Origin of the sequence: Blastomonas sp. RAC04, from assembly GCF_001713435.1 — a bacterium.
Taxonomy (GTDB): domain Bacteria; phylum Pseudomonadota; class Alphaproteobacteria; order Sphingomonadales; family Sphingomonadaceae; genus Blastomonas; species Blastomonas fulva.
In genome coordinates, this window is record NZ_CP016460.1 from 2033824 (window position 1) to 2057160 (window position 23337).

Below are 23337 nucleotides of genomic sequence, written 5' to 3' on the forward strand. Positions count from 1 at the left end.
TTAACCCTCCTTCTCAACGGTGCTGTTGGGCGTATCGAGATCGCCTCCAGCGGCGGGCACTTCAGCGGCTGCTGCAGCGATTTCCGCATCGGTGGGGGTCAGCAGAGCTTCGTGCTCTGCTGCGGACTCAACCATGCCGGCAGGTGCTTCTTCATGATCGTTGGCATTGGCTGCCGAACGGATCGCACCGGGGTACGGAGCATCGGCGTGACGCTCGACCTTGACGGCATCGCGAACCATCAGCCAGCCACCCTTGGAACCGGGGACCGAACCCTTGACGAAGATCAGACCGCGCGCCTCATCGGTACGGACGACTTCCAGGTTCTGCTGGGTACGCTGACGGTCGCCCATGTGGCCGGCCATCTTCTTGTTCTTGAACACCTTGCCCGGATCCTGGCGCTGGCCAGTCGAACCATGGGCACGGTGCGAGATCGACACACCATGCGATGCGCGCATACCACCGAAGCCCCAACGCTTCATGGCACCGGCAAAACCCTTACCCTGGGTGTGACCGGTGATGTCGACCAGCTGACCGGCGACAAAGTGGTTTGCAGAAATGGTGGCGCCAACATCGAGGATCGCATCATCAGAGACGCGGAATTCGGCCATCAGCATCTTGGGAGCGACTTCTGCCTTGGCAAAATGCTCGCGCTGCGGCTTGTTGACGTTCTTGGGCTTTGCAGCTCCGGCACCCAGCTGCACCGCGACGTATCCGTCACGATCCTGGTTCTTGACCGAAACTACCTGGCAATCTTCCAGCGACAGGACGGTAACCGGCACGTGCCGACCATCATCCTGGAACAGGCGGGTCATCCCGACTTTCTTTGCGATCACGCCAGTGCGCATGATCTTTCTCCCAATAGAGGCCCACATGCGTGATTGCGTGGGGGCGTATCCAAACGAAAACCCCCAAGGCCAAACAACCTTGAGGGCCAACCCGAATTTTGATGATCACCCCGTCCGGGTTGGCTTTTTCCGCACCTCCTTTGAAAAGGAGTGTCGAAAAAGACGGGGGACCAGTGCCGCAGCATTGCTGCGCGGTATCCCTTGTAGTTCCCATCCAGTGGATGGAAGCGCCAGGCCCAGCCCGGCGCCGACTGGCATCAGGCCAATTTGATCTCGACGTTCACGCCGGCAGCCAGCTCGAGCTTCATCAAAGCATCGACAGTGGCCGGGGTCGGCTGAACGATATCAAGCAGACGCTTGTAGGTGCGCACCTCGAACTGCTCGCGCGACTTCTTGTCGACATGCGGGCCGCGGTTCACGGTGAACTTCTCGATGCGCGTCGGCAGCGGAATGGGACCACGAATGAGAGCGCCGGTGCGACGGGCGGTGTCGGCGATGTCGCCGGTTGCCTGATCGAGCACGCGATGATCAAATGCCTTGAGGCGAATACGGATATTCTGCGTTTCCATTACCACTTTACCGATGCGAAAGAGCGAAAAACAAACCGCCCCAGAAACCCGTTGGCTCTTTCGAGCCCAACGCCGGGGCGGCCTATTGGAATATTGCCATCCCCCGCACGAATCAGATCCGTGCGGGAGATGGCGCTATATTACTTGGAGATCGTGCTGACAACCCCAGAACCGACGGTCCGGCCACCTTCGCGAATTGCGAAGCGAAGACCCGGATCCATCGCGATCGGTGCGATCAGCTTGACGCCGATCGTCACGTTGTCGCCCGGCATCACCATTTCGGTGCCCTCGGGCAGAACAACTTCACCGGTCACGTCGGTGGTGCGGAAGTAGAACTGCGGACGGTAGTTGGCGAAGAACGGCGTGTGACGGCCGCCTTCGTCCTTCGACAGAACGTAGACTTCTGCGTTGAACTCGGTGTGCGGCGTAACCGAACCGGGCTTGCAGAGAACCTGACCGCGCTCGACGTCTTCACGGGCAACGCCGCGAACCAGTGCGCCGATGTTGTCGCCAGCCATGCCCTGGTCGAGCAGCTTGCGGAACATTTCGACGCCGGTGACGACGGTCTTGCGGGTGTCCTTGAGGCCGACGATTTCGACTTCTTCACCAACCTTGACGATACCCGATTCCACGCGGCCGGTCACAACCGTACCACGACCCGAGATCGAGAACACGTCTTCGACGGGCATCAGGAACGGACGGTCGATCGGACGTGCGGGCTGCGGGATGAACTCGTCAACGGCCTTCATCAGGGCGTAGATCGATTCCTTGCCAATTGCGTCGTCACGGCCTTCAAGAGCGGCCAGAGCCGAACCCTTGACGATGGGAATGTCGTCGCCCGGGAAGTCGTACGAGCTCAGCAGCTCGCGCACTTCCAGTTCAACCAGTTCCAGAATTTCTTCGTCGTCGACCTGGTCAACCTTGTTCATGTAAACGACCAGAGCCGGCACGCCGACCTGACGAGCGAGCAGGATGTGCTCGCGGGTCTGGGGCATCGGGCCGTCAGCAGCGTTCACCACCAGGATCGCGCCGTCCATCTGCGCAGCACCGGTGATCATGTTCTTCACATAGTCAGCGTGGCCGGGGCAGTCGACGTGCGCATAGTGGCGTGCTTCGGTTTCATATTCGACGTGTGCGGTCGAAATGGTGATGCCGCGCTCGCGCTCTTCGGGAGCCTTGTCGATGTTGGCATAGTCGGTGAAGGTCGCGCCGCCGGTTTCAGCCAGCACCTTGGTGATGGCTGCGGTCAGCGTGGTCTTGCCATGGTCGACGTGACCGATGGTACCGATATTGCAGTGCGGCTTGGTCCGCTCAAATTTAGCCTTGGCCATTTTTTCCTACCTTCGTTCTTTTACTATCTGTGGATAGTCCGCGCCGCGCTCTGGCGAGACTGCCCAAAACTGTCAACACCCAAATGAAAGCCCGTCGCGCGTTTCAGCGCGATTCGGCGGGCTAAGGTCGAGCGCCTATAGCGACTATGCCCGGCTTATGCCAGCTTCTCCTTGACCTCGGCTGCGACATTCGCCGGAACCTCGTCATAGTGAGAAAACTGCATCGTGTACTGCGCACGTCCCTGAGTGAAGGAACGCAGCTGGTTCACGTAACCGAACATGTTTGCAAGCGGCACGATAGCCTCGACCGCCTGGGCATTGCCCCGCGTGTCGGTGCCCTGGATCTGTCCGCGGCGGCTGTTGAGATCGCCGATAACATCGCCCAGATAGTCCTCAGGCGTCACCACTTCAACCTTCATGATCGGTTCAAGCAGCTTGATGCCCGACTTCTGTGCCGCTTCGCGCATGGCCGCACGGCCAGCGATTTCGAATGCCAGCGCCGAGGAGTCGACGTCATGGTACGCACCGTCGTACAGCTCGATCTCGAAGTCGATGATCGGGAAGCCGACCAGCGAGCCCGAGGCTGCGGTTTCGCGCATGCCCTTTTCAACCGCAGGAATATATTCCTTCGGAATGTTGCCGCCCTTGACGTTGTCGGTGAAGATGATGCCCGATCCACGTTCGCCCGGCGTGACCTTGAACTTCACGCGGCCGAACTGACCCGAACCACCCGACTGCTTCTTGTGGGTATAGTCGATGTCCACGGCCTTGCCGAGATACTCGCGATACGCCACCTGCGGTGCACCGACATTGGCTTCGACCTTGAACTCGCGACGCATGCGATCGACGAGAATTTCGAGGTGAAGTTCGCCCATGCCCTTGATGATCGTCTGGCCACTTTCGGAGTCGGACGTCACGCGGAACGAGGGATCTTCGCGAGCAAGGCGGTTGAGCGCGACGCCCATCTTTTCCTGGTCGGCCTTGGTCTTGGGTTCCACCGAGAGCTCGATAACGGGCTCGGGGAATTCCATCCGCTCAAGGATGATCGGAGCATTGATGGCGCACAGCGTGTCACCGGTGGTGGTGTCCTTGAGGCCCGCCAGAGCGACGATGTCGCCTGCAAAGGCTTCCTGGATGTCTTCACGGCTGTTGGCATGCATCAGCAGCATGCGGCCAACCTTTTCCTTCTTGTCCTTCACCGAGTTCATCACGGTCGAAGCCGCTTCCAGCTTGCCCGAATAGATGCGGGCAAACGTCAGCGTGCCGACGAAGGGATCGTTCATGATCTTGAACGCGAGCGCCGAGAACGGCACGTCGTCCGAGGACGGACGCTCGTCTGCGGTCACGCCGTCAAGCTTCAGGCCCTGGATCGCAGGAACGTCGAGCGGCGAAGGCAGATAGTCGACCACGGCATCGAGCAGTGGCTGGACGCCCTTGTTCTTGAACGCCGAGCCGCAAACCACCGGCACGAACGCCATCTCGAGCGTACCCTTGCGGATCAGCTTCTTGAGGTCGGCGGTGCTGGGCTCGTTGCCTTCGAGATAGGCTTCCATCAGCTCATCGTCGAGTTCGACAGCCATTTCGATCAGGTCGCTGCGATACTTCGCGGCCTTCTCGACCAGATCGTCAGGGATCGGCTGATATTCGAACTTCGCGCCCAGGCTTTCTTCCAGCCAGATGATCGCGCGGTTCTCGACCAGGTCGACAAGACCCTTGAAGCCGCCTTCGATGCCGATCGGCAGATACAGAACGGCCGGGCGCGCGCCCAGACGCTCGATGATCGAGTTGACGCAGAAATAGAAATCGGCGCCGGTGCGATCCAGCTTGTTGACGAAGCACATCCGCGGCACGCCGTACTTGTCGGCCTGGCGCCACACGGTTTCGGACTGCGGCTCAACGCCGGCAACGCCGTCGAAGCATGCAACCGCGCCGTCGAGCACGCGCAGCGAACGCTCGACTTCAATCGTGAAGTCGACGTGGCCGGGGGTGTCGATGATATTGATCAGGTGCTCTTCGCCCTTGCCCTCTTCGGCGCGCCACTTGCAGGTGGTGGCAGCGGACGTGATCGTGATCCCGCGCTCCTGCTCCTGCTCCATCCAGTCCATCGTCGCGGTGCCTTCATGCACTTCGCCGATCTTGTACGACTTGCCGGTGTAATAGAGGATCCGCTCGGTCGTGGTGGTCTTGCCCGCGTCGATATGGGCCATAATGCCGATATTGCGGTACTTTTCCAGGGGATGGCTGCGTGCCATGATCATAAACTCCAGGTGTGGGCCAGATGTGGGGATGCAATTTGCCGCGCGCTATAATGAAGCCCCCGCACTTTGGCCAGTGCGAATTGGGGATATCGATGTAGCAGACGCCAAACCCCTCTCTCCTTGCAGAAAGAGGACGGTATGCCTCACCAGCAGGCTGGCCGAGGCGGAATTGGAGAGGGGCAGGTCAGCACCCGATGTGCGCCCTGCCCTCCCCTTGCTTCAGATCGTGAAGCGAACCCTCCCCCGCAAGGGAGAGGGCAGTATTGATTACCAGCGATAGTGCGAGAAGGCACGGTTCGCTTCGGCCATGCGGTGCGTGTCTTCACGCTTCTTGACCGCATTGCCGCGATTGTTGGCGGCATCGAGCAGTTCGCCCGACAGACGCGCAGCCATGGTGGTTTCCGACCGGTTGCGCGCGGCCGAGATGAGCCAGCGGATGGCCAGCGCCTGGGCGCGCTCGGGGCGCACTTCGACGGGAACCTGATAGGTCGCACCACCGACGCGGCGGCTGCGCACTTCGATGCCGGGCTTCACGTTGTTCAGCGCATCGTGGAACATGGGCAGCGGGTCGGCCTTGGCCTTCGCCTGCATGGTTTCCATGGCGCCATAAACGATCCGCTCTGCGACGGACTTCTTGCCGTCAAGCATCAGGTTATTCATGAATTTCGAAAGCGTCAGATCACCGAACTTGGGATCGGGAAGGATGACGCGCTTTTCTGGGCGACGACGACGTGACATATTGGATGACTCCTGAAAAAGATGTGGCCGCGAACGGGGGCGTGTGGATCCTGAACAAGATCGCCTGAAGCGATCTTTTCAGGATGATCCGTCCCCCGGACGGATCACTTGGGCCGCTTGGCGCCGTACTTGGAACGGCTCTGCTTGCGGTCCTTGACACCCTGGGTATCGAGAACGCCGCGCAACACGTGGTAACGCACACCGGGAAGGTCGCGTACGCGGCCGCCGCGGATCAGCACAACCGAGTGCTCCTGCAGGTTGTGGCCTTCACCCGGAATGTAGGTGATGACTTCACGGCTGTTGGTCAGACGGACCTTGGCCACCTTGCGAAGCGCCGAGTTCGGCTTTTTCGGAGTCGTCGTATAGACACGGGTGCAAACGCCACGCTTCTGCGGGTTTGCATCCATTGCGGGCACCTTGGACTTGGCCTTTTGCGGCACCCGGCCCTTGCGGACCAGCTGGTTGATAGTTGGCATGTTTTCTCTTCACCTGATTGGTAGAGGTAAGGTTACTCTGCCGCCCGATACGTGCCCGATCCGTTGCAGAACGAATCGATATGGTGGAGGCTCCGCCTTTGTCCCACCCGCACCTGACGCCAGTGTCGTGCTAATATCCGGAAAGCCGGACGTAATACGCCCCGGCAACCGAAGCGCGGCCCTTAACGGCGAATCCCCGTGCGGTCAAGCCGCAGCAGAATAGGGCGCGGCCTTTGCGAGAATACCCTGACGCATCGCGGCCCAGTCCTCGAAATGCCAGAACTCGGGCCGTTCGGTCCCCAGGATCTGAACTCCGCGGTCGGGCGTGATGGTGATCTCCGCCGGAGCAAGCTCCTGCAGCCGCGATGTGCAATAGAATGGCAGCACGCGCACCCCTGACGGGTCCTCGCGGCAATTGTCGACGACCAGCGCCAGCCGGTGATCGTTCAGCCTGACCAGCCCGCCTGCGGGATACAGCCCCATCGAGTTGATGAACACCTGCATCAGCCGCTCGTCGAAATGACCCTGCCACTGCGACATCCGGCCCAGCGCCACGCAGGGGGTCCAGGGGTCCTTGTAGGGCCGGTTGGAGGTCACCGCATCATAGACATCGCAGATCGCGCCCATGCGCGCCGCCAGGCTGATCTCGTTGCCCTGCAGGCCGAAGGGATAGCCCGAGCCATCGATCTTTTCATGATGGTGCAGGCACACGTCGCGCGCGATATCGGGGATATCGGGATTCTCGCCGATCAAGGCATGGCCGCGTACCGGGTGGCTGCGGATGGTAACCATTTCCTCGTCGGTCAACCGGTCGACCTTGTCGAGGATCATCTGCGGCACCGCCATCTTGCCCAGATCGTGCAGCAGCCCGGCCACCCCCATCGAGCGGATGGTGTCGTCGTCCAGATCGAGCTTGCACGCAAAGTTGATCATCAGCGTGCACACCGCGACCGAGTGCATATAGGTGTATTCGTCCTTGTTCTTGAGCCGGACGAGGCTGGTCAGCGCCTTGTTGTTGCGCTCGACCGAATCGCGGATCTCGTCGATCAACGGCAGGACCTCGGGAAGCTTGACCGCCTGCCCCAGCCGCGCGGATTCGAACATCGCACCGACCTTCTTGCGCGACTTCTCAACGATCTTGGCGGCGCGCTTGCTCTCCTGGCGGAAGCTGGTCTTGCGCGGCGCAAGACTGGGCGGCGTATAGCGCCCGGTGGCCGGGGCATGGCGCGGCGGAAGCACGGCGGCGGGCGGAAGCTGCGGCATCACAGGCGCGGGCTCCGCGGGCACGGCGCCGCGCTCGACATCGATGATCACCGCGGACACCTTGCTCTCGCGGATCTTGAGGACATCGGCATCCTCGATCAGCAGGAACTTCTTGCGCCAGAACGGGTGATCGAACCAGGAGCCGACAAAGCCCTGGATAAACATGCCCGTTTCAACCTCGGCTGGTTTGATATGCTTTAACAACAGCCCACTTCCCGTCCACAACCAAGGCCCGGGCTATCGTTCCATGCATCCATGCTCACAGATGCCCCCCGGCTTTCGCACAATCGTTTGCGACACCGGTATCAGGCAAAATTGTTAACGGTTGGTAAGTCCCGCGCACCCGCCAGAAAATGTTACAAAATGGCACTATTCCGGGGGGTGCGGGGTCGCAATCAGTTAAGGGCTTTCTTCAGCAGCTCGTTAACCATCTGCGGGTTGGCCTTGCCCTGCATCGCCTTCATCGTCTGCCCGACGAAGAAGCCGAACAAAGCTTCCTTGCCACCGCGATACTGCTCCACCTTGTCGGCATTGGCCGCAAGCACGCCAGCGATGGCGGCATCGATCGCACCGCTGTCCGATGTCTGCTTGAGGCCCTTGTCCTCGACGATCTTGCCGGCACCTTCGCCTGTTTCCAGCATGATCTCGAAGACCTGCTTGGCGATGGTGCCCGAAATCGTGCCGTCTGCGACGAGAGCAATCAGCTCTGCGCCAGCAGCCGGGCTGACCGGACTTTCGTCGATAGACTTGCCGGTGCGATTGAGCGCGCCATACAGTTCGGACAGCAGCCAGTTGGCGGAGCCTTTGGCGACCTCGGTCTCCGGCTTGCCCTGCGCCTTGACGCTTTCGGCCAGCAGCGCCTCGAACCAGCGCGCGGTCTCCGCCTCCGCGGTCAGCACCGCCGCGTTGTAGGCGGACAGGCCCAGCTCGCTTTCGTACCGATTGCGCTTTGCATCGGGCAGTTCGGGCAGCGAGGCCTTGCAGCCTTCCAGAAACGCGTCGTCGAGTTCCAGCGGCAGCAGGTCGGGATCGGGGAAGTAGCGATAATCGTGCGCGTCTTCCTTCGAGCGCATCGAGCGGGTCTCGTTCTTGTCGGGATCGTACAGCCGGGTTTCCTGGACGATCGATCCGCCGCTTTCCAGCACGTCGACCTGGCGGTTCGCCTCGTGCTCGATCGTCGCCATCACATAGCGCACCGAGTTGACGTTCTTGGTCTCGGTCCGCGTGCCGAATTCGTCGCCGGGCTTGCGCACCGAGACGTTGACGTCGGCGCGCATCGAGCCTTCTTCCATGTTGCCATCGCACGAGCCGACATAGCGCAGGATCGAGCGCAGCTTCTTGAGATAGGCGCCAGCCTCCGCAGGTGAACGCATGTCGGGCCGAGAGACGATCTCCATCAGTGCGACGCCGCAGCGGTTGAGGTCGACATAGGACATCGTGGGATGCTGATCGTGCATCAGCTTGCCTGCATCCTGCTCCAGATGCAGCCGCTCGATGCCGATCGTCTTGGTCTGCGCGTCGGGGTTTTTCTCATCGAGGCTGATCTCGATCGCACCCTCACCCACGATGGGATGATAAAGCTGGCTGATCTGATAGCCCTGCGGCAGATCGGCGTAGAAATAGTTCTTGCGGTCGAACCGCGAGTACCGGTTGATCTGCGCGTTCAATGCCATGCCGGTGCGCACCGCCTGGCGGACGCACTCGCCATTGGGGACCGGCAACATTCCGGGCATTGCGGCATCGACAAGCGACACCTGGGCATTGGGCTCCGCCCCGAAGGTGGTCGCAGCGCCCGAAAACAGTTTGGCGTGGCTGGTGACCTGAGCGTGCACCTCAAGCCCGATCACGACCTCCCACTCACCGGTGGCGCCCTGGATACGATAGGTTGATTCAGTCATTGTCACCACCACTGCGCCGGACGCGCGGTAAAGCCTGCGCGTTCCTCGATTGCCAGACCCGCGTTCAACACGCCCTGCTCGTCGAGCGGCTTGCCGATGATCTGGAGGCCCAGCGGCAGGCCCTGGCTGTCGAGACCGCCAGGGACTGACATCGCGGGCAGCCCCGCAAGCGAGGCGGGCACCGCGAAAACATCGTTGAGGTACATCGCAATCGGATCTTCGCTGTTTTCGCCCAGACCAAAGGCCGCGCTGGGCGCGGTCGGGGCGAGCAGCACGTCGCATTTGTCCCACACCTGCGCGAAATCGCGGGCGATCAATGCGCGGACCTTCTGCGCCTGCGTATAATAGGCATCGTAGAAACCGGCGGACAGCACATAGGTGCCGATCATGATGCGGCGCTTGACCTCTGCGCCGAACCCTGCGGCGCGGGTTGCGGCGTACATGTCCTGCAGCCCCGCCCCGTCGGGCAAGGTACGCTGGCCATAGCGCACGCCATCATAGCGCGCGAGGTTGGACGAGGCTTCGGCAGGCGCGATGATGTAATAGGCCGGCAGCGCGTAACGCGTGTGCGGCAGCGAGACCTCGACGATTTCGGCGCCGGCATCGCGCAGCCAGTCGGCGGCCTGATCCCAGATCGCAGCGATCTCGGCGTTCATGCCGTCCATCCGATATTCCCTGGGAATACCCACGCGCTTGCCCTTGAGGTTGCTGGACAATCCGGCTTCCCACTGCGGCACGGGCAGGTCGAGCGAGGTCGAATCCTTGGGGTCGAAGCCGCTCATCGCCTCGAGCATGATCGCGCAGTCGCGGACATTGCGGGCCATCGGCCCTGCCTGGTCGAGCGAGGAAGCGAACGCGATCACCCCCCAGCGCGAGCAGCGGCCATAAGTGGGCTTGATGCCGCTGATGCCGACAAATGCCGCAGGCTGGCGGATCGATCCGCCGGTATCGGTGCCGGTCGCCGCCGGGCACAACCGCGCCGAGACTGCAGCGGCGCTGCCTCCCGACGAGCCGCCGGGCGCAAGCGGCGCGTTGCCGCCATCGTTGCGCCGCCACGGCGAGATCACGTTGCCGAACGCGCTGGTCTCGTTCGACGATCCCATCGCGAACTGGTCCATGTTGAGCTTGCCCAGCATGCCCGCGCCCGCATCCCAGAGCTTCTGGCTCACGGTAGATTCATAGGTCGGCTTGAAACCGTTGAGAATCTCGCTCGCCGCGCGCGCTTCCACACCCACGGTGCAGAAAAGGTCCTTCATGCCGATGGGCACGCCCGCCATGATCGGCAGGTCCTCGCCCGCCGCACGCTTCGCGTCGATCGCATCGGCTGCGGCCAGCGCGTGTTCCGGCGTGTCGATCAGGAATGCGTTGAGCGCCTTGGCTGCAGCGACATTGGCGTTGAACGCGGTGGCGACTTCGCGCGCGCTGAAGGTCCCGGCGCGAACGCCGTTGCGGATATCGGCAATGCCGAGGTCGGTAATGTCGGTCATGTTTATTCGATCACCTTGGGGACGCCGAAAAAGCCGTGTTCGGCAGCGGGCGCATTGGCCAGCACCTTGTCGCGGATATCGCCATCGGTGACGATGTCTTCGCGCAGGCGCAAGGTGTTGGGGATGACAGCGGTCATCGGTTCGACGCCGGTGACGTCGACCTCGCCCAGTTGCTCGACCCAGCCCAATATGCCGTTGAATTCGGGGACCATCGCCTCGACTTCGGCATCGGTCATGGCGATCCGGGCCAGGCTGGCGATTTTCTTCACGGTTTTGCTATCTACTGACATGGTTCATGCGGCTAGCACCGGCCCGCCCGGCCATCAAGCGGGCAAATGCTGTGATCGCGCCAATAACCGCTGCTGCCAAACACCGCTGGCGATGTTCAAAACCCGCACCTATATGCGCGGATTGACGGGCATGTCGCTTGACCGCCCTTGCCCGCCGTTTCCGGAGAGTTTTTTTGGCCCGCAAGTTCCTGTATCTGATTGCGACGATCATCTTCCTGCTGGTCGCAGCTTTCGCGGTTTACCGGCTGTTTCCCCAGCAGATTTTTGCCGCGGCCTTCGTTCCCTCCGCCGAATTCGTGAAGCCCGAGGCGATCCAGACCAGCGCCTATGCCGACAAGGCCATGTGGTTCTCCCGCCCGGAAATCACCGGCAGCGACAACCCCTCATTGTGGACGCCGGAAGGCTTTGAGCCCACCACTGCGCCCAAGGTCGCGGTGTTCTATGTCCATCCGACGTCGTACCTGAAGCGCGAATTGTGGAACGCGCCTTTGGGCGACAAGGAGTCGCAGGACCGCGCGCGCATCTTCCTGCGCAGCCAGGCCAGCGTGTTCAACGGCATAGGCCAGATCTGGGCACCGCGCTATCGCCAGGCGGCGATCGGTGCCTTCCTCACCAACAAGCCAGAGGCGCAGATGGCGTTCGATGCCGCCTATTCGGACGTGCTTGCGGCGTTCGACGAGTTTCTGCTCGAAATCCCCGACGACATGCCGATCATCATCGCCGGGCACAGCCAGGGCGCCTTGCACCTGACCACGCTGATGCGCCAGCGCGTGGTCACCCGGCCGCTCGCCGACCGCATCGTGGCTGCCTATGTGATCGGCTGGCCCATCTCGCTGACCACCGATCTGCTGGCGCTCGGCCTGCCGGTTTGCGCCGACCCCGATCAGGCCAACTGCCTGCTGTCGTGGCAGAGCTTCGGCGAGCCCGCCGAACCCGATCTGCTGCTGTCGGTCTATGATGTCAGCATCGGCTTTGACGGTACCCTGCGCGGCGCGACGCCGATGGTGTGCGTCAACCCGATCACCGGCGTCAACGGCGACGAGGCGGCCGCCGATCGCAACATCGGCACGCTGGTTCCCAATGACGACCTGACCGATGGCGTCATCACCCCCGCTTTGGTGCCCGCACGCTGCGACGATCGCGGCCTGCTGCTGCTGGGCGGCGAACCCAAGATGGGCAACTACGTGCTGCCCGGCAACAACTACCATGTCTATGACTATCCCCTGTTCTGGGCGAACATCCGCGCAGACGCCGAACGGAGGGTGGCAGCATTTCTGGCCCGCTGATCACGACCAAGCCCGCAGAGTTTCGCGAGGCATTGCCCGAGGGCGGACGGCTGATCGGGCTGGACGTCGGCAGCAAGACCATCGGCACCGCGTTCTGCGATGCCGGCTGGAGCTTCGCCACCGCCGCCAAGACGATCAAGCGTTCCAAGTTCGGCAAGGACAAGGCGCAGATCGAGCAGTTGGTTGTTGATCAGAACATCACCGGGCTGGTCATCGGCCTGCCGCTCAACATGGACAGCACCGACAGCCCGCAGACCCAGAGCGTGCGTGCCTTTGCGCGCAACATCGCAGTGCTGGGGCTGCCGATCCTGCTGCAGGACGAGCGCTGGTCCACTCAGGCTGTGGAGCGCGCGCTGATCGACGCCGACGTCAGCCGCGCCAAGCGCGCCGAGCGCGTCGATTCGGCTGCAGCGGCGTTCATCCTGCAGGGGGCGATCGACGCGCTGGTGGGCTGAACGCCCGGCGGTCAGATCAGAAAATCACCGGAAATTATCGGCATAGGCCTGAATCTTCAGGCGGCGTGGAGGTGTCTGCTCGATCCGCGCGATGATGCCATATTTGACGGCATAGGCCTTGGCAGCCTCCAGATCGGGGAAGCGCAGCGAGAGCTGCTGGCGCGTATCGCCCGAGCCTGCCCAGCCGGTCAGCGGATCGGGCTTCTTCGCTTCGGCAGGTTCGAACTCGAGAACCCACAGATCGGTGAGCGCGCGACCCGACTGCATCGCGTTCTTGGGGCGCTGATAGATTCGTGCGGCCATTGGTATCCGTCCCGGGAAAAAGGTGATTGCAGCGCCTTTGCTACAGCGGGGGCGTTCGGGTCAAGCGTGGTGTGGGGTGGAAGGGTTGCAACAACCGCTGTAGAAAACTCCCTCACCACCCCCGCTCATCCTGAGCTTGTCGAAGGACCCGCGCCCACACCAGCCATGTAGCGGGGCCTTCGACAGGCTCAGGCTGAGCGGAAGTGGGCAGTATCCTTGAACTCTCCCAGCCCTCAAATCCCCTGCCGCTTCTTCGTTGCCAGGCTCGCCTGCGCCTCCCACGGCGCATCGGGCCAGTGGTGACGCGGATAGCGGCCGCGCATGTCCTTGGCGACGTCGCGCCAGCTGCCGCGCCAGAAGCCGGGGAGATCGCGCGTGGTCTGGATCGGGCGACCGGCGGGGGAGGTCAGCGACAGCACCAGCGGGATATGGTCGCGCCCGACCACCGGGTGGACGTCCAGCCCATACAGCGCCTGCACCCGCAGCTCGACCGTCGGGCCTGCGGTGGCCGAATAGTCGATCGCGTGGCGGGTCCCGGCGGGGCTGGTGAACTCGGGCGGTGCGATCCGATCGACCGTCTGCGCGCCGTCCCATCCCAGAAGATTTTGAAGCGCATTGTGCAAATGCCCCGGCGAAGCCGCCGCCAGCGAGCGGTGCCCGGCGAGCAGCGGGGCGAGCCAGTCGTCCAGGCTATCGAGCAAAGCTGCATCCTCCAGCACCGCAATCCCGGCAAAGCGTGCGCGCTGCCGCAAGGCCAGCGCCTTGTCACCCCAGCCGAGCAGATCGAGGCCATGCTCGCGCACCCCGCCGATCAGCGCGGCGCACAACGCATCGGGCGATGGCGACGGGTCCGGCCCGCTTGCCAGCCGGATCGCACCCAGCCTGCGTTCGAGCCGGGCCTCGGCGCGGCGCTCGGCCAGCGCAAAGCTGCAGCGGCTGACGCGCTCGATCCGCGCCGCCAGATGGGTTTCGACGTCCGCGGGGTCGAGCGCCATCGCGCTCAAGATGCGTGCATCCGCCGCCTTTCCCTGCACCTCGCCAATCGCCAGCCATTGCGCGGTGATCAGCGAGGAGGCCGTATCGAGCCGGAAGCTGCGCCCGCCTGCGCTCGCCCAGGCCTCTCCGCCAGCATCCCGCCGCTTGGCGACCCGATCGGGGAAAGCGAGGGCTAGCAGGATGGCGGATGGAAGGTCGGCAGGGTTCGGAGTGGGGATCTGCCGCTCTGCCAATTGCGCCCAGCGCTGCGCGAGCTTGCGCGATTTCGATGCGCGCTCGCCGCGGTCGGAGCGCCAGCGCGCCAGCCGCGCGTCGAGGTCCTCTCCCTGCCCGCCCAGCCCGCGCTCCTGAAGCAGCAGCGCAATTTCCGCGGCCAGTATGGCGCATCCTGCGCGCGCGCCGCACAGCAGCATATGCGCAAGATGCGGCGGCAGCGGCAGCGCGGCGATCGCGCGCCCATTGAGCGTGATCGCGCCGGTGGCTTCGACCGCATCGAGCGCCTGCAGCCGCTTGCGCGCCTCGGCCAGCAAGGGTGCGGGCGGCGGATCGAGCCAGTTCAGCCGCAGCGGATCGTTCTCCCCCCAGGCGGCGCATTGCAGCACCAAGGGCGCAAGATCGCTGTCGAGAATCTCGGGCGGATCGAAGCGCGGCAGCCCGCCGGTCGCGGCCTCCTCCCACAGCCGATACGCTACCCCCGGCCCCTGCCGCGCGGCGCGGCCTGCGCGCTGGGTGGCGGCAGCCTGGCTGGCGCGCTCGGTCACCAGCCGGGTGGTCGCGGCGAGCGGATCATAGCGCGCGCGCCGCGCCATGCCGCTGTCGACCACGATGCGCACGCCATCGATGGTCAGGCTGGTCTCGGCGATGCTGGTGGCGAGAATCACCTTGCGGCGGCCTTGCGGATCGCGCCGGATCGCGGCGCGCTGTTCGGGCGGGGTCAGCGTGCCGTGAAGCGGCAGCACCACGATCGCATCCCCCAGGTTCGCCAGCCGCTCCTGCGTGCGGGCAATTTCCCCGACACCGGGGAGGAAGGCGAGCACATCGCCCGCTTCCTCGCGCAATGCGATGCGGATCGCCTGCGCCATCGCGTCCTCAAGCCGTTGTTCGCCGCGCCGTCCGAGATGGCGCAGCGCCAGCGGATGCGAGCGCCCCTCGCTGTTCAGCACCGGCGCATCCCCCATCAGCGCAGAAAAGCGCGCGCCATCGAGCGTCGCCGACATTGCGAGCAGGCGCAGGTCGGGCCGGAACGCCGCTTGCGCCTCGAGCGCCAGCGCCAGCCCGAAATCGCTATCGAGGCTGCGTTCGTGGACCTCGTCGAACAGCACCGCTGAGACGCCTGCAAGCTCGGGATCGGCCTGTATACGGTTGACGAAAATCCCCTCGGTCAGCACCAGCACGCGGGTAGCCGCGCTGGTCTTGCTGTCCATGCGGGTGACATATCCGATGGTCTGGCCGACGCTCTCGCCAGCAAACTCCGCCATCCGCTCGGCAGCCGCGCGCGCGGCAAGGCGGCGCGGGGAAAGCAGCAGGATCTGCCCGGTGCACCAGCTCTGATCGAGCAGCGCAGGCGCAACGGTCGTGGTTTTGCCCGCACCCGGCGGGGCGACGAGCACGGCATTCGGTGAGGTGGCGAGCGCAGCCAGCAGATCGGGGAGGACTGCGTGGATCGGGAGCTCAGCCATACACCCCCAGCCCCAGCCGGCTGCGCATCATCCAGCGCCCGACCATCAGCACCGAGACCACCGCAAGTCCCGCAGCGAGCCCGATCCAGACTCCCACACCATCCCAGCCCAGCTGGAAGGCGAAGAACCAGGCGGTGCCCATGCCGACAGCCCAATAGCCGAATGCCGCAAACAGCATCGGCCAGCGTGTGTCCTGCAGCCCGCGCAGCACTCCTGCCCCCACAGCCTGCACCGCATCGACCAGCTGGAAGATCGCGGCGACCAGCAGGAAGCCGAGCGCGAGCGAATACGCCGTCGCCGCGCTTGCATCCATCGGATCGATGAACAGGCTGACCAGCTGACGCGGGAACAGTGCCATGATCGCGGACATCATGCACGCCGCGATCACGCCCAGCCCCAGCGCCGCCCATCCGGCGCGCCCCGCCGCCACCGCATCGCGCGCGCCATGGTGCAGCCCCACGCGCACCGTGGCGGCCTGCGACAGGCTGAACGGCACCATGAAGGCGAACGAGGCGATCTGGATGGCCACGGCATGGGCTGCAAGCGAATCGCGGTTGATCAACCCCATCAGGAACGCCGCCGCGCTGAAGATCGCGACCTCGAACGCAAAGGTGATCGCAATCGGCAGGCCCAGCCGGAACAGCCCGACATAACGCGGCCAGTCCGCCACCCAGAAGCGTCCGAAGATGCGATAGCGGCGGAACGGGCGCACCGTCGTGACGACCAGCGCCATCACCACGAACAGCGTGCAATTGGCAACGAGGTTCGCGGTCGCGGCCCCCATCAGCCCCATTTCGGGAAAGCCGAGATTGCCGAACACCAAAGCCCAGCAGACGATCAGGTTCACCCCGACCCCGCACAAGGTGACGATGACGCCCCAGATCGGGCGTTCCAGCGCCGAGACATACATGCGCAGCACGAACTGCAGCAGCCAGGGCAGCAATCCCCACATCGCGACGCGTAGAAACTGCCCGGCGTCGCGCGCCAGATCGGGCTGCTGGCCCATCAGCAGAAACAGCTCTTCGGCCTGCCACAGCACGGCCCAGATCGGCAGGCAGGCGGTAAGCGCGACCCAGAACCCCTGCCGCACCGTGCGCCGGATATCGCGCACCGAATGCGCGCGGCGCCCGCGCTCGGCCGCGATCATCGGCGAAGCGGCGGTCATTAACCCCATGCCGAAGGTGCCGCAGGCGAAATACAGGTTCACTGCCAGCGCCGCCGCTGCCAGCGCCTGCACGTCGTAGCGGCCCAGGATGATCACCTCGGTGGTGTGGATCGCCATCTGCGCGAGATTGCCCAGCACCAGCGGCCCTGCCAGCCACAACAGCGCGCGGATCTCGATCCCCAACGAGGCGGGCCGGGCATCACCGGAAATGGAAGTGGCTGAAAGCGCCGTCATCTGACTGAAACTCGATTTACCGGGCCTGCCCGGTGATTCGGGTCAGCCGGGTTCAATACCCTCTTGCGATCGCGAACTCGACCGTTTCGATCAGCGCCGCCTTGGCCTTGCCATTGGGGAAGCCCGCGATAGCGTCGATTGCGCGCTGCCCGAAGTGGCGGGCGCGGTCGAGCGTCAGATCGATGGCGCTGTGCTGGCGCAGCAGATCGGTGGCGTGCGCCAGATCCTCGTCCGAGGTGCGGTGACCGATGATCGCCGCTTCCCAGAACTTGCGCTCTTCGGGGCTGCCGTGCGCATAGGCCAGGATCACCGGCAGCGTCACCTTGCCGTCGCGGAAATCGTCGCCGACATCCTTGCCCATCTTGGCGGCGTCCGAGACGTAATCGATCGCGTCATCGACCAGCTGGAAGGCGATGCCCAGATTGCGGCCATAGGCGTCTAGCGCGAGCTCGTCGGCCTCGTTGCGCTCTGCCACCACCGCCGAAATCCGGCAGGCAGCGGCGAACAGCGCCGCGGTCTTGGCACCGATGATCGCAAGATAGCGCTCTTCGCTGGTCTCGATCTGGCGTTGCGCGGTGAGCTGGTCGACCTCGCCCTCGGCGATGATCGCCGATGCGCCCGACAGGATCTTGAGCACCTTGAGCGAGCCGTCCTCGACCATCAGTTCGAACGAGCGGCTGAACAGGAAATCGCCGACCAGCACCGTGGCCGGGTTGCCGAACACCAGGTTTGCAGCCTTCTTGCCGCGCCGCATGTCGGAGCCATCGACGACGTCGTCGTGCAGCAGCGTGGCGGTGTGGATGAACTCTACCGCGGCCGCCAGCTTGTAGTGGCGGGTGCCGGGATAATCGAGCAGCCGCGCGCAGGCGAGCGTCAGCATCGGACGCATCCTTTTGCCGCCGCCTGCGATCAGGTGACCTGCAAGTTCTGGAATCAGCGGGATTTTCGACTGCATCCGGTCCAGAATCACGCTGTTGACGGAATTCATGTCGTGCGCGACCAGCGCCATGATCGGATCAAGGCTGGGCGCGGCGGCAGGCGCGCTTCCGGGGCGGCCGATCGGGTGGATAGTCGCTGTCATGGGTTGCGATGTGGCAATCCACATGGCTTAAGGCAAGCGCAAAGCGCAGCGGTGTTGTGATCCGTAGCGTGATTCTGGTCCCGTTCTAGACAAGGCTTCCGCTTATGGCGCACGATCCCGTCCTGGCCGCTTTCCGGCAGAGCATCGACAATATCGATGCCGCATTGATCTTCATGCTGGCCGAGCGGTTCAAGATCACCAAGGCGGTGGGCGAATACAAGGCCAAGACCGCGCTCCCCCCTGCCGACCCCGGCCGCGAGGAAGAGCAGATCACGCGGATGAAGCGGCTCGCGGTCGATGCCGATCTGGATCCCGATTTTTCGGAGAAGTTCCTGCGGTTCGTGATCGACGAGGTGATCCGGCACCACGAGAAGATCAGGGACGCTGGGTAACTTTCTCCCCTCCCGCTTGCGGGAGAAGCAGGTTCAGCTTGCTGAACCGGGGTGGGCTGGGAGCACACCCGGTGCAGGAGCTTGATTTCTCAGGCCCACCCCGGCCTCGGCTTCGCCTCAACCACCCCTCCCGCAAGCGGTAGGGGAGAATTCGGTCAGCCCGCCCGCGGCAACCTCAGCCGCACCAGCAGGCCGCCCAGATCCTCGCTTTCGTCGAGCTCGACCAGCCCGCCATAGATCTCCGCGACATCGCGCACGATCGCCAGGCCAAGGCCCGTGCCCGGCTTGCCGGTATCCAGCCGCGCGCCGCGATCGAAGATGCGGGTGCGTTCGATTTCGGGGATTCCGGTGCCGTCATCCTCGATCCAGATATCGACCAGCTTCGGGTCCGCGGACCCCTTGGGATCGATGGTGACGAACACGCTGCCGCCGCCATATTTGCCCGCATTCTCGACCAGATTGCCCAGCATTTCCTCAAGGTCCTGCCGTTCGATCGCGACGCTCGCGGTCTTGCTGCCATCCAGGTCGCAGCGGACATGCGGGTACAGCCGCACCACCGCGCGCTCGACCGCCTGCGCGCTTTCCCACACATTGGCGCGCGCCAGCGCCTGGCCGCGACGCCCGACAGCGCGTGCTCGCGCGAGGTGATGATCGACCTGGCGGCGCATCACCGCGGCTTCGCGGATCACGGTATCGGCCAGGTCATCCGCGCGCGCGGTGGCGCTGTTCATGACCACGGTCAGCGGAGTCTTGAGCGCATGCGCGAGATTGCCCGCATGCCTGCGCGCCTCTTCGGCCTGTTTCTCGTTGTGCTCGAGCAATGCGTTCAATTCCTCGACCATCGGCATCACCTCGATCGGCATCGGATCGCGCACCCGGTCCATCCGACCTGTGCGCATCGCCTGGATCGCCTCGCGCACCTTGCGCAGCGGCCAGAGGCCATAGAGCGTCTGCAAACCGGCAAGGATGATCAGGCCCAGCGCCAGCAGCGCAAAGCTGTAGGTCAGCGTCTGGCGCAGCTGGCGAATTTGCAGGTCCATCGCGTCACGCGACTGCGCGACCATGAAGCGCCAGCGGACCTTGGATCCGGGCAGATAAATCGATTGTTCGATGATCCGCAGCTCGTCGTCGGAAAACTGGTCGCTGTTGTAGATATGTGGCTGTGCGTCGCTGTGGTCGGTCTCGATCCTGAGCGCGCGGTCCCACAAGGAGCGCGAGGTGAAATCGGAATGGCCCGCGCCGCTGATCTGCCAGTAGAGGCCGCTGTTGGGCTCCAGAAACCTCTGATCGCCCAGCGGCCGGTTGAAGAACACCTCGCCATCGGGGCCGATTTCCGCCGAGGATATCATTGCGGTCAGCACATATTCGAGCTGATCGTCGAAGCTGGTGGTAACGGTGTTGGTGAGGATGCGGTCGAGCGCCAGCCCGCCGCCCAGCAGCAGCACGAAGATCCACGCCGCAGCGATGCCGATCATCCGGCGGCTGAGCGAGCCGGTATTGGGCAGCGGCGGAGCAGGCGCGACAGACCCGCCCGTCAGCGTCTGGTCGAGATCAGCCGCCGGCACGCTCTGCCGGGTCTTCGAGGCTGTAGCCGAGCCCGCGGATCGTGGTGATCACGTCCGAGCCCAGCTTCTTGCGGATGCGCGTCACGAACACCTCGATGGTGTTCGAATCGCGGTCGAAATCCTGGTCGTAGATATGCTCGATCAGCTCGGTGCGGCTGATGACCTTGCCTTTGTGGTGCAGCAGGTACGACAGCAATTTGTATTCCTGCGCGGTCAGCTTCACCGGCTCGCCATTCAGCGAAACCTTGCCCGAGCGCGTGTCGAGGCGGACATCGCCCGCGATCAGCTCGCTCGAGGCGTTGCCCGAGGCACGCCGGATGAGTGCACGCAACCGCGCGATCAGCTCTTCGGTCTGGAACGGCTTGGCAAGATAATCGTCCGCGCCCGCATCGAGCCCGGCGACCTTGTCGGACCAGCTGTCGCGCGCGGTCAGCACCAGCACCGGGAAGGTGCGTCCTTCCTTGCGCCACATGCCCAGCACGGTCAGCCCGTCGATCTCGGGAAGACCAAGGTCAAGGATCACCGCGTCATAATCCTCGGTCGAGCCCATGAAATGGCCGTCCTCGCCATCCACCGACAGGTCGACTGCATAGCCGGTGGCCTCGAGCGTGGACTTGAGCTGTTTGCCAAGGGTGGGTTCATCCTCGACGATCAGAACGCGCATGGGCTACTCCTGCAAATGGATTTGGGAAGCGGCATGGCGGATGCCGTCGCTTGCCTGAATGGGTGCATATTGGCCAAAAAGGGAGTGGTGACAAGGCTGGCGGCTGCAGCAAAGGCCCAAATGGTTCAGCCGGTCTGGCGCAATATCGCCCCCGTGCGCGCATCGACATCGACGAAGATGACGCGGCCGCTGTCTAGGAACTTGAGCCGATAGACCTGCGAGCCGGCGTCATATTCGGGGCCGAGATACTGCATTCCGCGCATCTTGGGGAGAATGCGCCCCTCGATCTCGCGCAGCGATTTCACCTGGCCTGCCATGAACTGTTCGCGCGCCTCGCTCTGTTCGCCGCGGCGCTTGCCGTCGAGCGCGTCGGCATGCGGCGCGCCCGTCACCATCAGGGCAGCGCCCAGAGCGAGAGCAGGCAAGGAGAGAGAGAACAGTTTCATGCTGACCGCATTACCCCCCGATCATTGAATAACCGCTGAATAGCGCGCTAACCGCTTCTTCAGCCTTTGGCCAGAGCCGCGCGTGGGTCAACGCGTCATCTGATAAGTTGCGTTGACCGTCACGCTGGTGCCCACCTGACCACCCTCGATCGGCGGGGCGGCGGCGACCGACTGCATCGTGGTGCGCTTCATATCCATCATCCCCATCGGCGAGGCGTTGGAGATCGCTTCGGACACTGCGAGCAGCTGCACCCCGGTGAAGCCGGTGCGGCGCGCATAGTCCATCGCCTGGGCTTCTGCCCGCTTCATCGCCTTGTCGCGTGCCTCGCGCTGCGCGGTGCTGTCGTCATCGATGCTGAAGCTGGGCCCCGACAGGTTGTTGGCGCCCTGCGACACGACCGAATCCAGGATCGAGCCCAGCTTGTCGATCTGGCGGACTTTCACAGTGACCGTGTTGCTGACCTGATAGCCGATGAAGCGCGGCTGGCGGCCATCGTTGCCATATTCATAATCCATGGCGAGGTTGATGCCCGATGTCTGGATGTCCTCGCGCTTGATGCCCAGCGCGACGATCTGCTTGATCACCTTGTCCATGTCGGCGGAGTTCTGGCGAAGCGCGGCAGACGCGGTCGGGGCCTTGCTGGTCACGCCGGTGCTGAACGTCGCGGTGTCGGGGGCGCCAAGCACCGTCTCGGTGATGCTGAGTTCGACCACGGGCGCGCCGGCGCTGGGGGTGACATCCACAGCGGCAATCGCAGGGGTTGCGGCGGCAGCAAGGAAGGCCAGCGGCAGGGCACGAGCGACGGTCTTGATCATGAGCGGGGTCTCCAGAAGATTGAACGACATCGGTTTTTCCGGCAACCGCCGGGTGAAGGGGTGTCAATGCGCCTGCGTACGTGTCAATCGACTGAACGGATCCGTCAGACGCGCGCAAGCCTTGTAAACATCTCTGTCATCCCGTGCCGCGGGCATGATCGATGTACGCCTTGCGCAGCGCCATCGTCTCCATGCCGGGGCGGCCATCGCCTATGCTGAGCCCATCGATCTCGACCACCGGCATCACGAACAGCGACGCCGATGTGACAAAGGCCTCCGCCGCACCCTGCGCCTCGGCGATGGTGAAGGGCCGCTCTTCCACCGTTATCCCGCTTTGCCGCGCAATGTCGATCAGGCTGAGGCGAGTCACACCGGGAAGGATGTGATGCCCCAGATCACGCGTGACCAGATGGCCGTTGCGGGTGATGATGCATGCGTTCTGCGAAGTGCCTTCGGTGATCACATCGCCCTCCACCAGCCAGACGTCATCCACCCCCGCCGCCCTGGCCTCCATCTTCATCATGCTGGCATAGAGCAGCTGCACCGTCTTGATATCGCGCCGACCCCAGCGCCGGTCCGGCCGGGTAAGGATCCGCATGCCGCGCTGCGCCATCGGATTGTCGACCAAGGCGCGGGCCTGGGTGAAGGCGAACACCGTGGGCGGAGTGCCGGACGCGGGGAACAGGAAATCGCGGTCCGCCGCCCCGCGGCTCACCTGCAGATAGATCGTCCCCTCGGTCAGATCGTTGCGCGCGATCAGCGTTGCCAGAACGCCTGCCCAGTTGGTCGCAGCCACATCGTGCGCGATGGTCATCTCGGCGAGCGACCGCTCCAGCCGGGCCATATGCGCTGCATGGTCGATGATCCGCCCGTCCAGCACCGAGAACACCTCGTATACCGCATCGGCAAACAGCAACCCGCGATCGAAGATCGAAACATGCGCCGCGTCTTCCGCGACGAAATCCCCATTGAGATACACTGTCCGCACGGCCGACCCTTTCTGGCGTATTTGTTCCGTCTTGCGATGAGCGCGGGCGGCGGGTCAAGACGGATGTTGCAGAATGGCCGGGGATTGCGCCGCGCAGCGCTCGCGCCTAAG

Annotated in this window: 22 protein-coding genes; 3 read left to right on the top strand and 19 right to left on the bottom strand. The window is 63.8% G+C overall.

Translation table 11 applies throughout. The features are described from left to right. From rplC to gatC, 10 genes are all read right to left on the bottom strand, one after another. Complete coding sequence (gene rplC, locus BSY18_RS10430; protein WP_069050552.1) at window positions 1-846, bottom strand: 50S ribosomal protein L3; 846 nt, start codon at window positions 844-846, stop codon at window positions 1-3. A 257-nt stretch (window positions 847-1103) separates the two neighbouring features. Beyond that, the gene (gene rpsJ / locus BSY18_RS10435) at window positions 1104-1415 is read right to left on the bottom strand and encodes a 30S ribosomal protein S10 (protein WP_017670443.1); all 312 of its coding nucleotides are present in this window, start codon (window positions 1413-1415) and stop codon (window positions 1104-1106) included. A gap of 140 nt (window positions 1416-1555) precedes the next feature. Continuing rightward, window positions 1556-2746 (bottom strand): elongation factor Tu, encoded by a 1191-nt coding sequence (gene tuf / locus BSY18_RS10440; protein ID WP_054134239.1) that lies wholly within the window; start codon window positions 2744-2746, stop codon window positions 1556-1558. A 155-nt stretch (window positions 2747-2901) separates the two neighbouring features. Continuing rightward, window positions 2902-4998, bottom strand: a complete 2097-nt coding sequence (fusA, locus tag BSY18_RS10445) for an elongation factor G (RefSeq protein WP_069051858.1) — start codon at window positions 4996-4998, stop codon at window positions 2902-2904. Between the two features lie 273 nt (window positions 4999-5271). After that, the gene (gene rpsG, locus BSY18_RS10450; protein WP_054134238.1) at window positions 5272-5742 is read right to left on the bottom strand and encodes a 30S ribosomal protein S7; all 471 of its coding nucleotides are present in this window, start codon (window positions 5740-5742) and stop codon (window positions 5272-5274) included. A gap of 104 nt (window positions 5743-5846) precedes the next feature. Continuing rightward, a complete protein-coding gene (gene rpsL / locus BSY18_RS10455; protein WP_017670439.1) occupies window positions 5847-6218 on the bottom strand; it encodes a 30S ribosomal protein S12 in 372 nt (123 codons plus the stop codon). 204 nt (window positions 6219-6422) lie between these two features. After that, entirely contained in the window at window positions 6423-7706 is a 1284-nt protein-coding gene (locus tag BSY18_RS10460; protein WP_335617664.1) for an HD-GYP domain-containing protein, read from the bottom strand. A 170-nt stretch (window positions 7707-7876) separates the two neighbouring features. After that, entirely contained in the window at window positions 7877-9379 is a 1503-nt protein-coding gene (gene gatB, locus BSY18_RS10465) for an Asp-tRNA(Asn)/Glu-tRNA(Gln) amidotransferase subunit GatB (RefSeq protein ID WP_069050554.1), read from the bottom strand. A 2-nt stretch (window positions 9380-9381) separates the two neighbouring features. Further along, the gene (gene gatA / locus BSY18_RS10470; protein ID WP_069050555.1) at window positions 9382-10866 is read right to left on the bottom strand and encodes an Asp-tRNA(Asn)/Glu-tRNA(Gln) amidotransferase subunit GatA; all 1485 of its coding nucleotides are present in this window, start codon (window positions 10864-10866) and stop codon (window positions 9382-9384) included. 2 nt (window positions 10867-10868) lie between these two features. Then, complete coding sequence (gene gatC, locus BSY18_RS10475; RefSeq protein WP_054134234.1) at window positions 10869-11156, bottom strand: Asp-tRNA(Asn)/Glu-tRNA(Gln) amidotransferase subunit GatC; 288 nt, start codon at window positions 11154-11156, stop codon at window positions 10869-10871. A gap of 173 nt (window positions 11157-11329) precedes the next feature. Between gatC and BSY18_RS10480 the strand changes: the two genes are divergently transcribed. Continuing rightward, window positions 11330-12442 carry a DUF3089 domain-containing protein gene (locus BSY18_RS10480; protein ID WP_069050556.1) on the top strand — a complete coding sequence of 371 codons (1113 nt, stop codon included), beginning with the start codon at window positions 11330-11332 and terminating at the stop codon, window positions 12440-12442. Then, window positions 12439-12897, top strand: a complete 459-nt coding sequence (gene ruvX, locus BSY18_RS10485) for a Holliday junction resolvase RuvX (protein ID WP_069050557.1) — start codon at window positions 12439-12441, stop codon at window positions 12895-12897. Before BSY18_RS10480 ends, ruvX begins: the two co-directional genes overlap by 4 nt. Before the next feature lie 24 nt (window positions 12898-12921). Here the strand turns inward: ruvX and BSY18_RS10490 are convergent, their stop codons facing one another. The 4 genes from BSY18_RS10490 to BSY18_RS10505 all read right to left on the bottom strand — a co-directional run bounded on the left by BSY18_RS10490 (window position 12922) and on the right by BSY18_RS10505 (window position 18355). After that, window positions 12922-13200, bottom strand: a complete 279-nt coding sequence (locus BSY18_RS10490; RefSeq protein WP_069050558.1) for an ETC complex I subunit — start codon at window positions 13198-13200, stop codon at window positions 12922-12924. Between the two features lie 233 nt (window positions 13201-13433). After that, complete coding sequence (gene hrpB, locus BSY18_RS10495) at window positions 13434-15875, bottom strand: ATP-dependent helicase HrpB (RefSeq protein ID WP_069050559.1); 2442 nt, start codon at window positions 15873-15875, stop codon at window positions 13434-13436. Beyond that, window positions 15868-17274: an MATE family efflux transporter gene (locus tag BSY18_RS10500; RefSeq protein ID WP_069050560.1), complete on the bottom strand. Its 1407-nt coding sequence runs from the start codon at window positions 17272-17274 to the stop codon at window positions 15868-15870. Before BSY18_RS10500 ends, hrpB begins: the two co-directional genes overlap by 8 nt. 52 nt (window positions 17275-17326) lie before the next feature. Continuing rightward, entirely contained in the window at window positions 17327-18355 is a 1029-nt protein-coding gene (locus tag BSY18_RS10505) for a polyprenyl synthetase family protein (protein WP_069050561.1), read from the bottom strand. A 104-nt stretch (window positions 18356-18459) separates the two neighbouring features. Between BSY18_RS10505 and BSY18_RS10510 the strand changes: the two genes are divergently transcribed. Continuing rightward, complete coding sequence (locus BSY18_RS10510; protein WP_054134227.1) at window positions 18460-18747, top strand: chorismate mutase; 288 nt, start codon at window positions 18460-18462, stop codon at window positions 18745-18747. A 155-nt stretch (window positions 18748-18902) separates the two neighbouring features. Here BSY18_RS10510 and BSY18_RS10515 read toward each other — a convergent pair whose 3' ends face one another. The 5 genes from BSY18_RS10515 to BSY18_RS10535 all read right to left on the bottom strand — a co-directional run bounded on the left by BSY18_RS10515 (window position 18903) and on the right by BSY18_RS10535 (window position 23226). After that, window positions 18903-20222, bottom strand: coding sequence for a sensor histidine kinase (locus BSY18_RS10515; protein ID WP_054134369.1), 1320 nt, complete (start codon window positions 20220-20222; stop codon window positions 18903-18905). Window positions 20223-20298: 76 nt separating this feature from the next. Next, complete coding sequence (locus BSY18_RS10520; protein WP_054134226.1) at window positions 20299-20976, bottom strand: response regulator transcription factor; 678 nt, start codon at window positions 20974-20976, stop codon at window positions 20299-20301. Between the two features lie 125 nt (window positions 20977-21101). Further along, window positions 21102-21422, bottom strand: coding sequence for a PepSY domain-containing protein (locus BSY18_RS10525; RefSeq protein ID WP_054134225.1), 321 nt, complete (start codon window positions 21420-21422; stop codon window positions 21102-21104). Window positions 21423-21509: 87 nt separating this feature from the next. Continuing rightward, window positions 21510-22268, bottom strand: coding sequence for an SIMPL domain-containing protein (locus tag BSY18_RS10530; RefSeq protein WP_054134224.1), 759 nt, complete (start codon window positions 22266-22268; stop codon window positions 21510-21512). A gap of 106 nt (window positions 22269-22374) precedes the next feature. Next, the gene (locus tag BSY18_RS10535) at window positions 22375-23226 is read right to left on the bottom strand and encodes a D-amino-acid transaminase (protein ID WP_236823344.1); all 852 of its coding nucleotides are present in this window, start codon (window positions 23224-23226) and stop codon (window positions 22375-22377) included. Window positions 23227-23337: the final 111 nt, after the last annotated feature.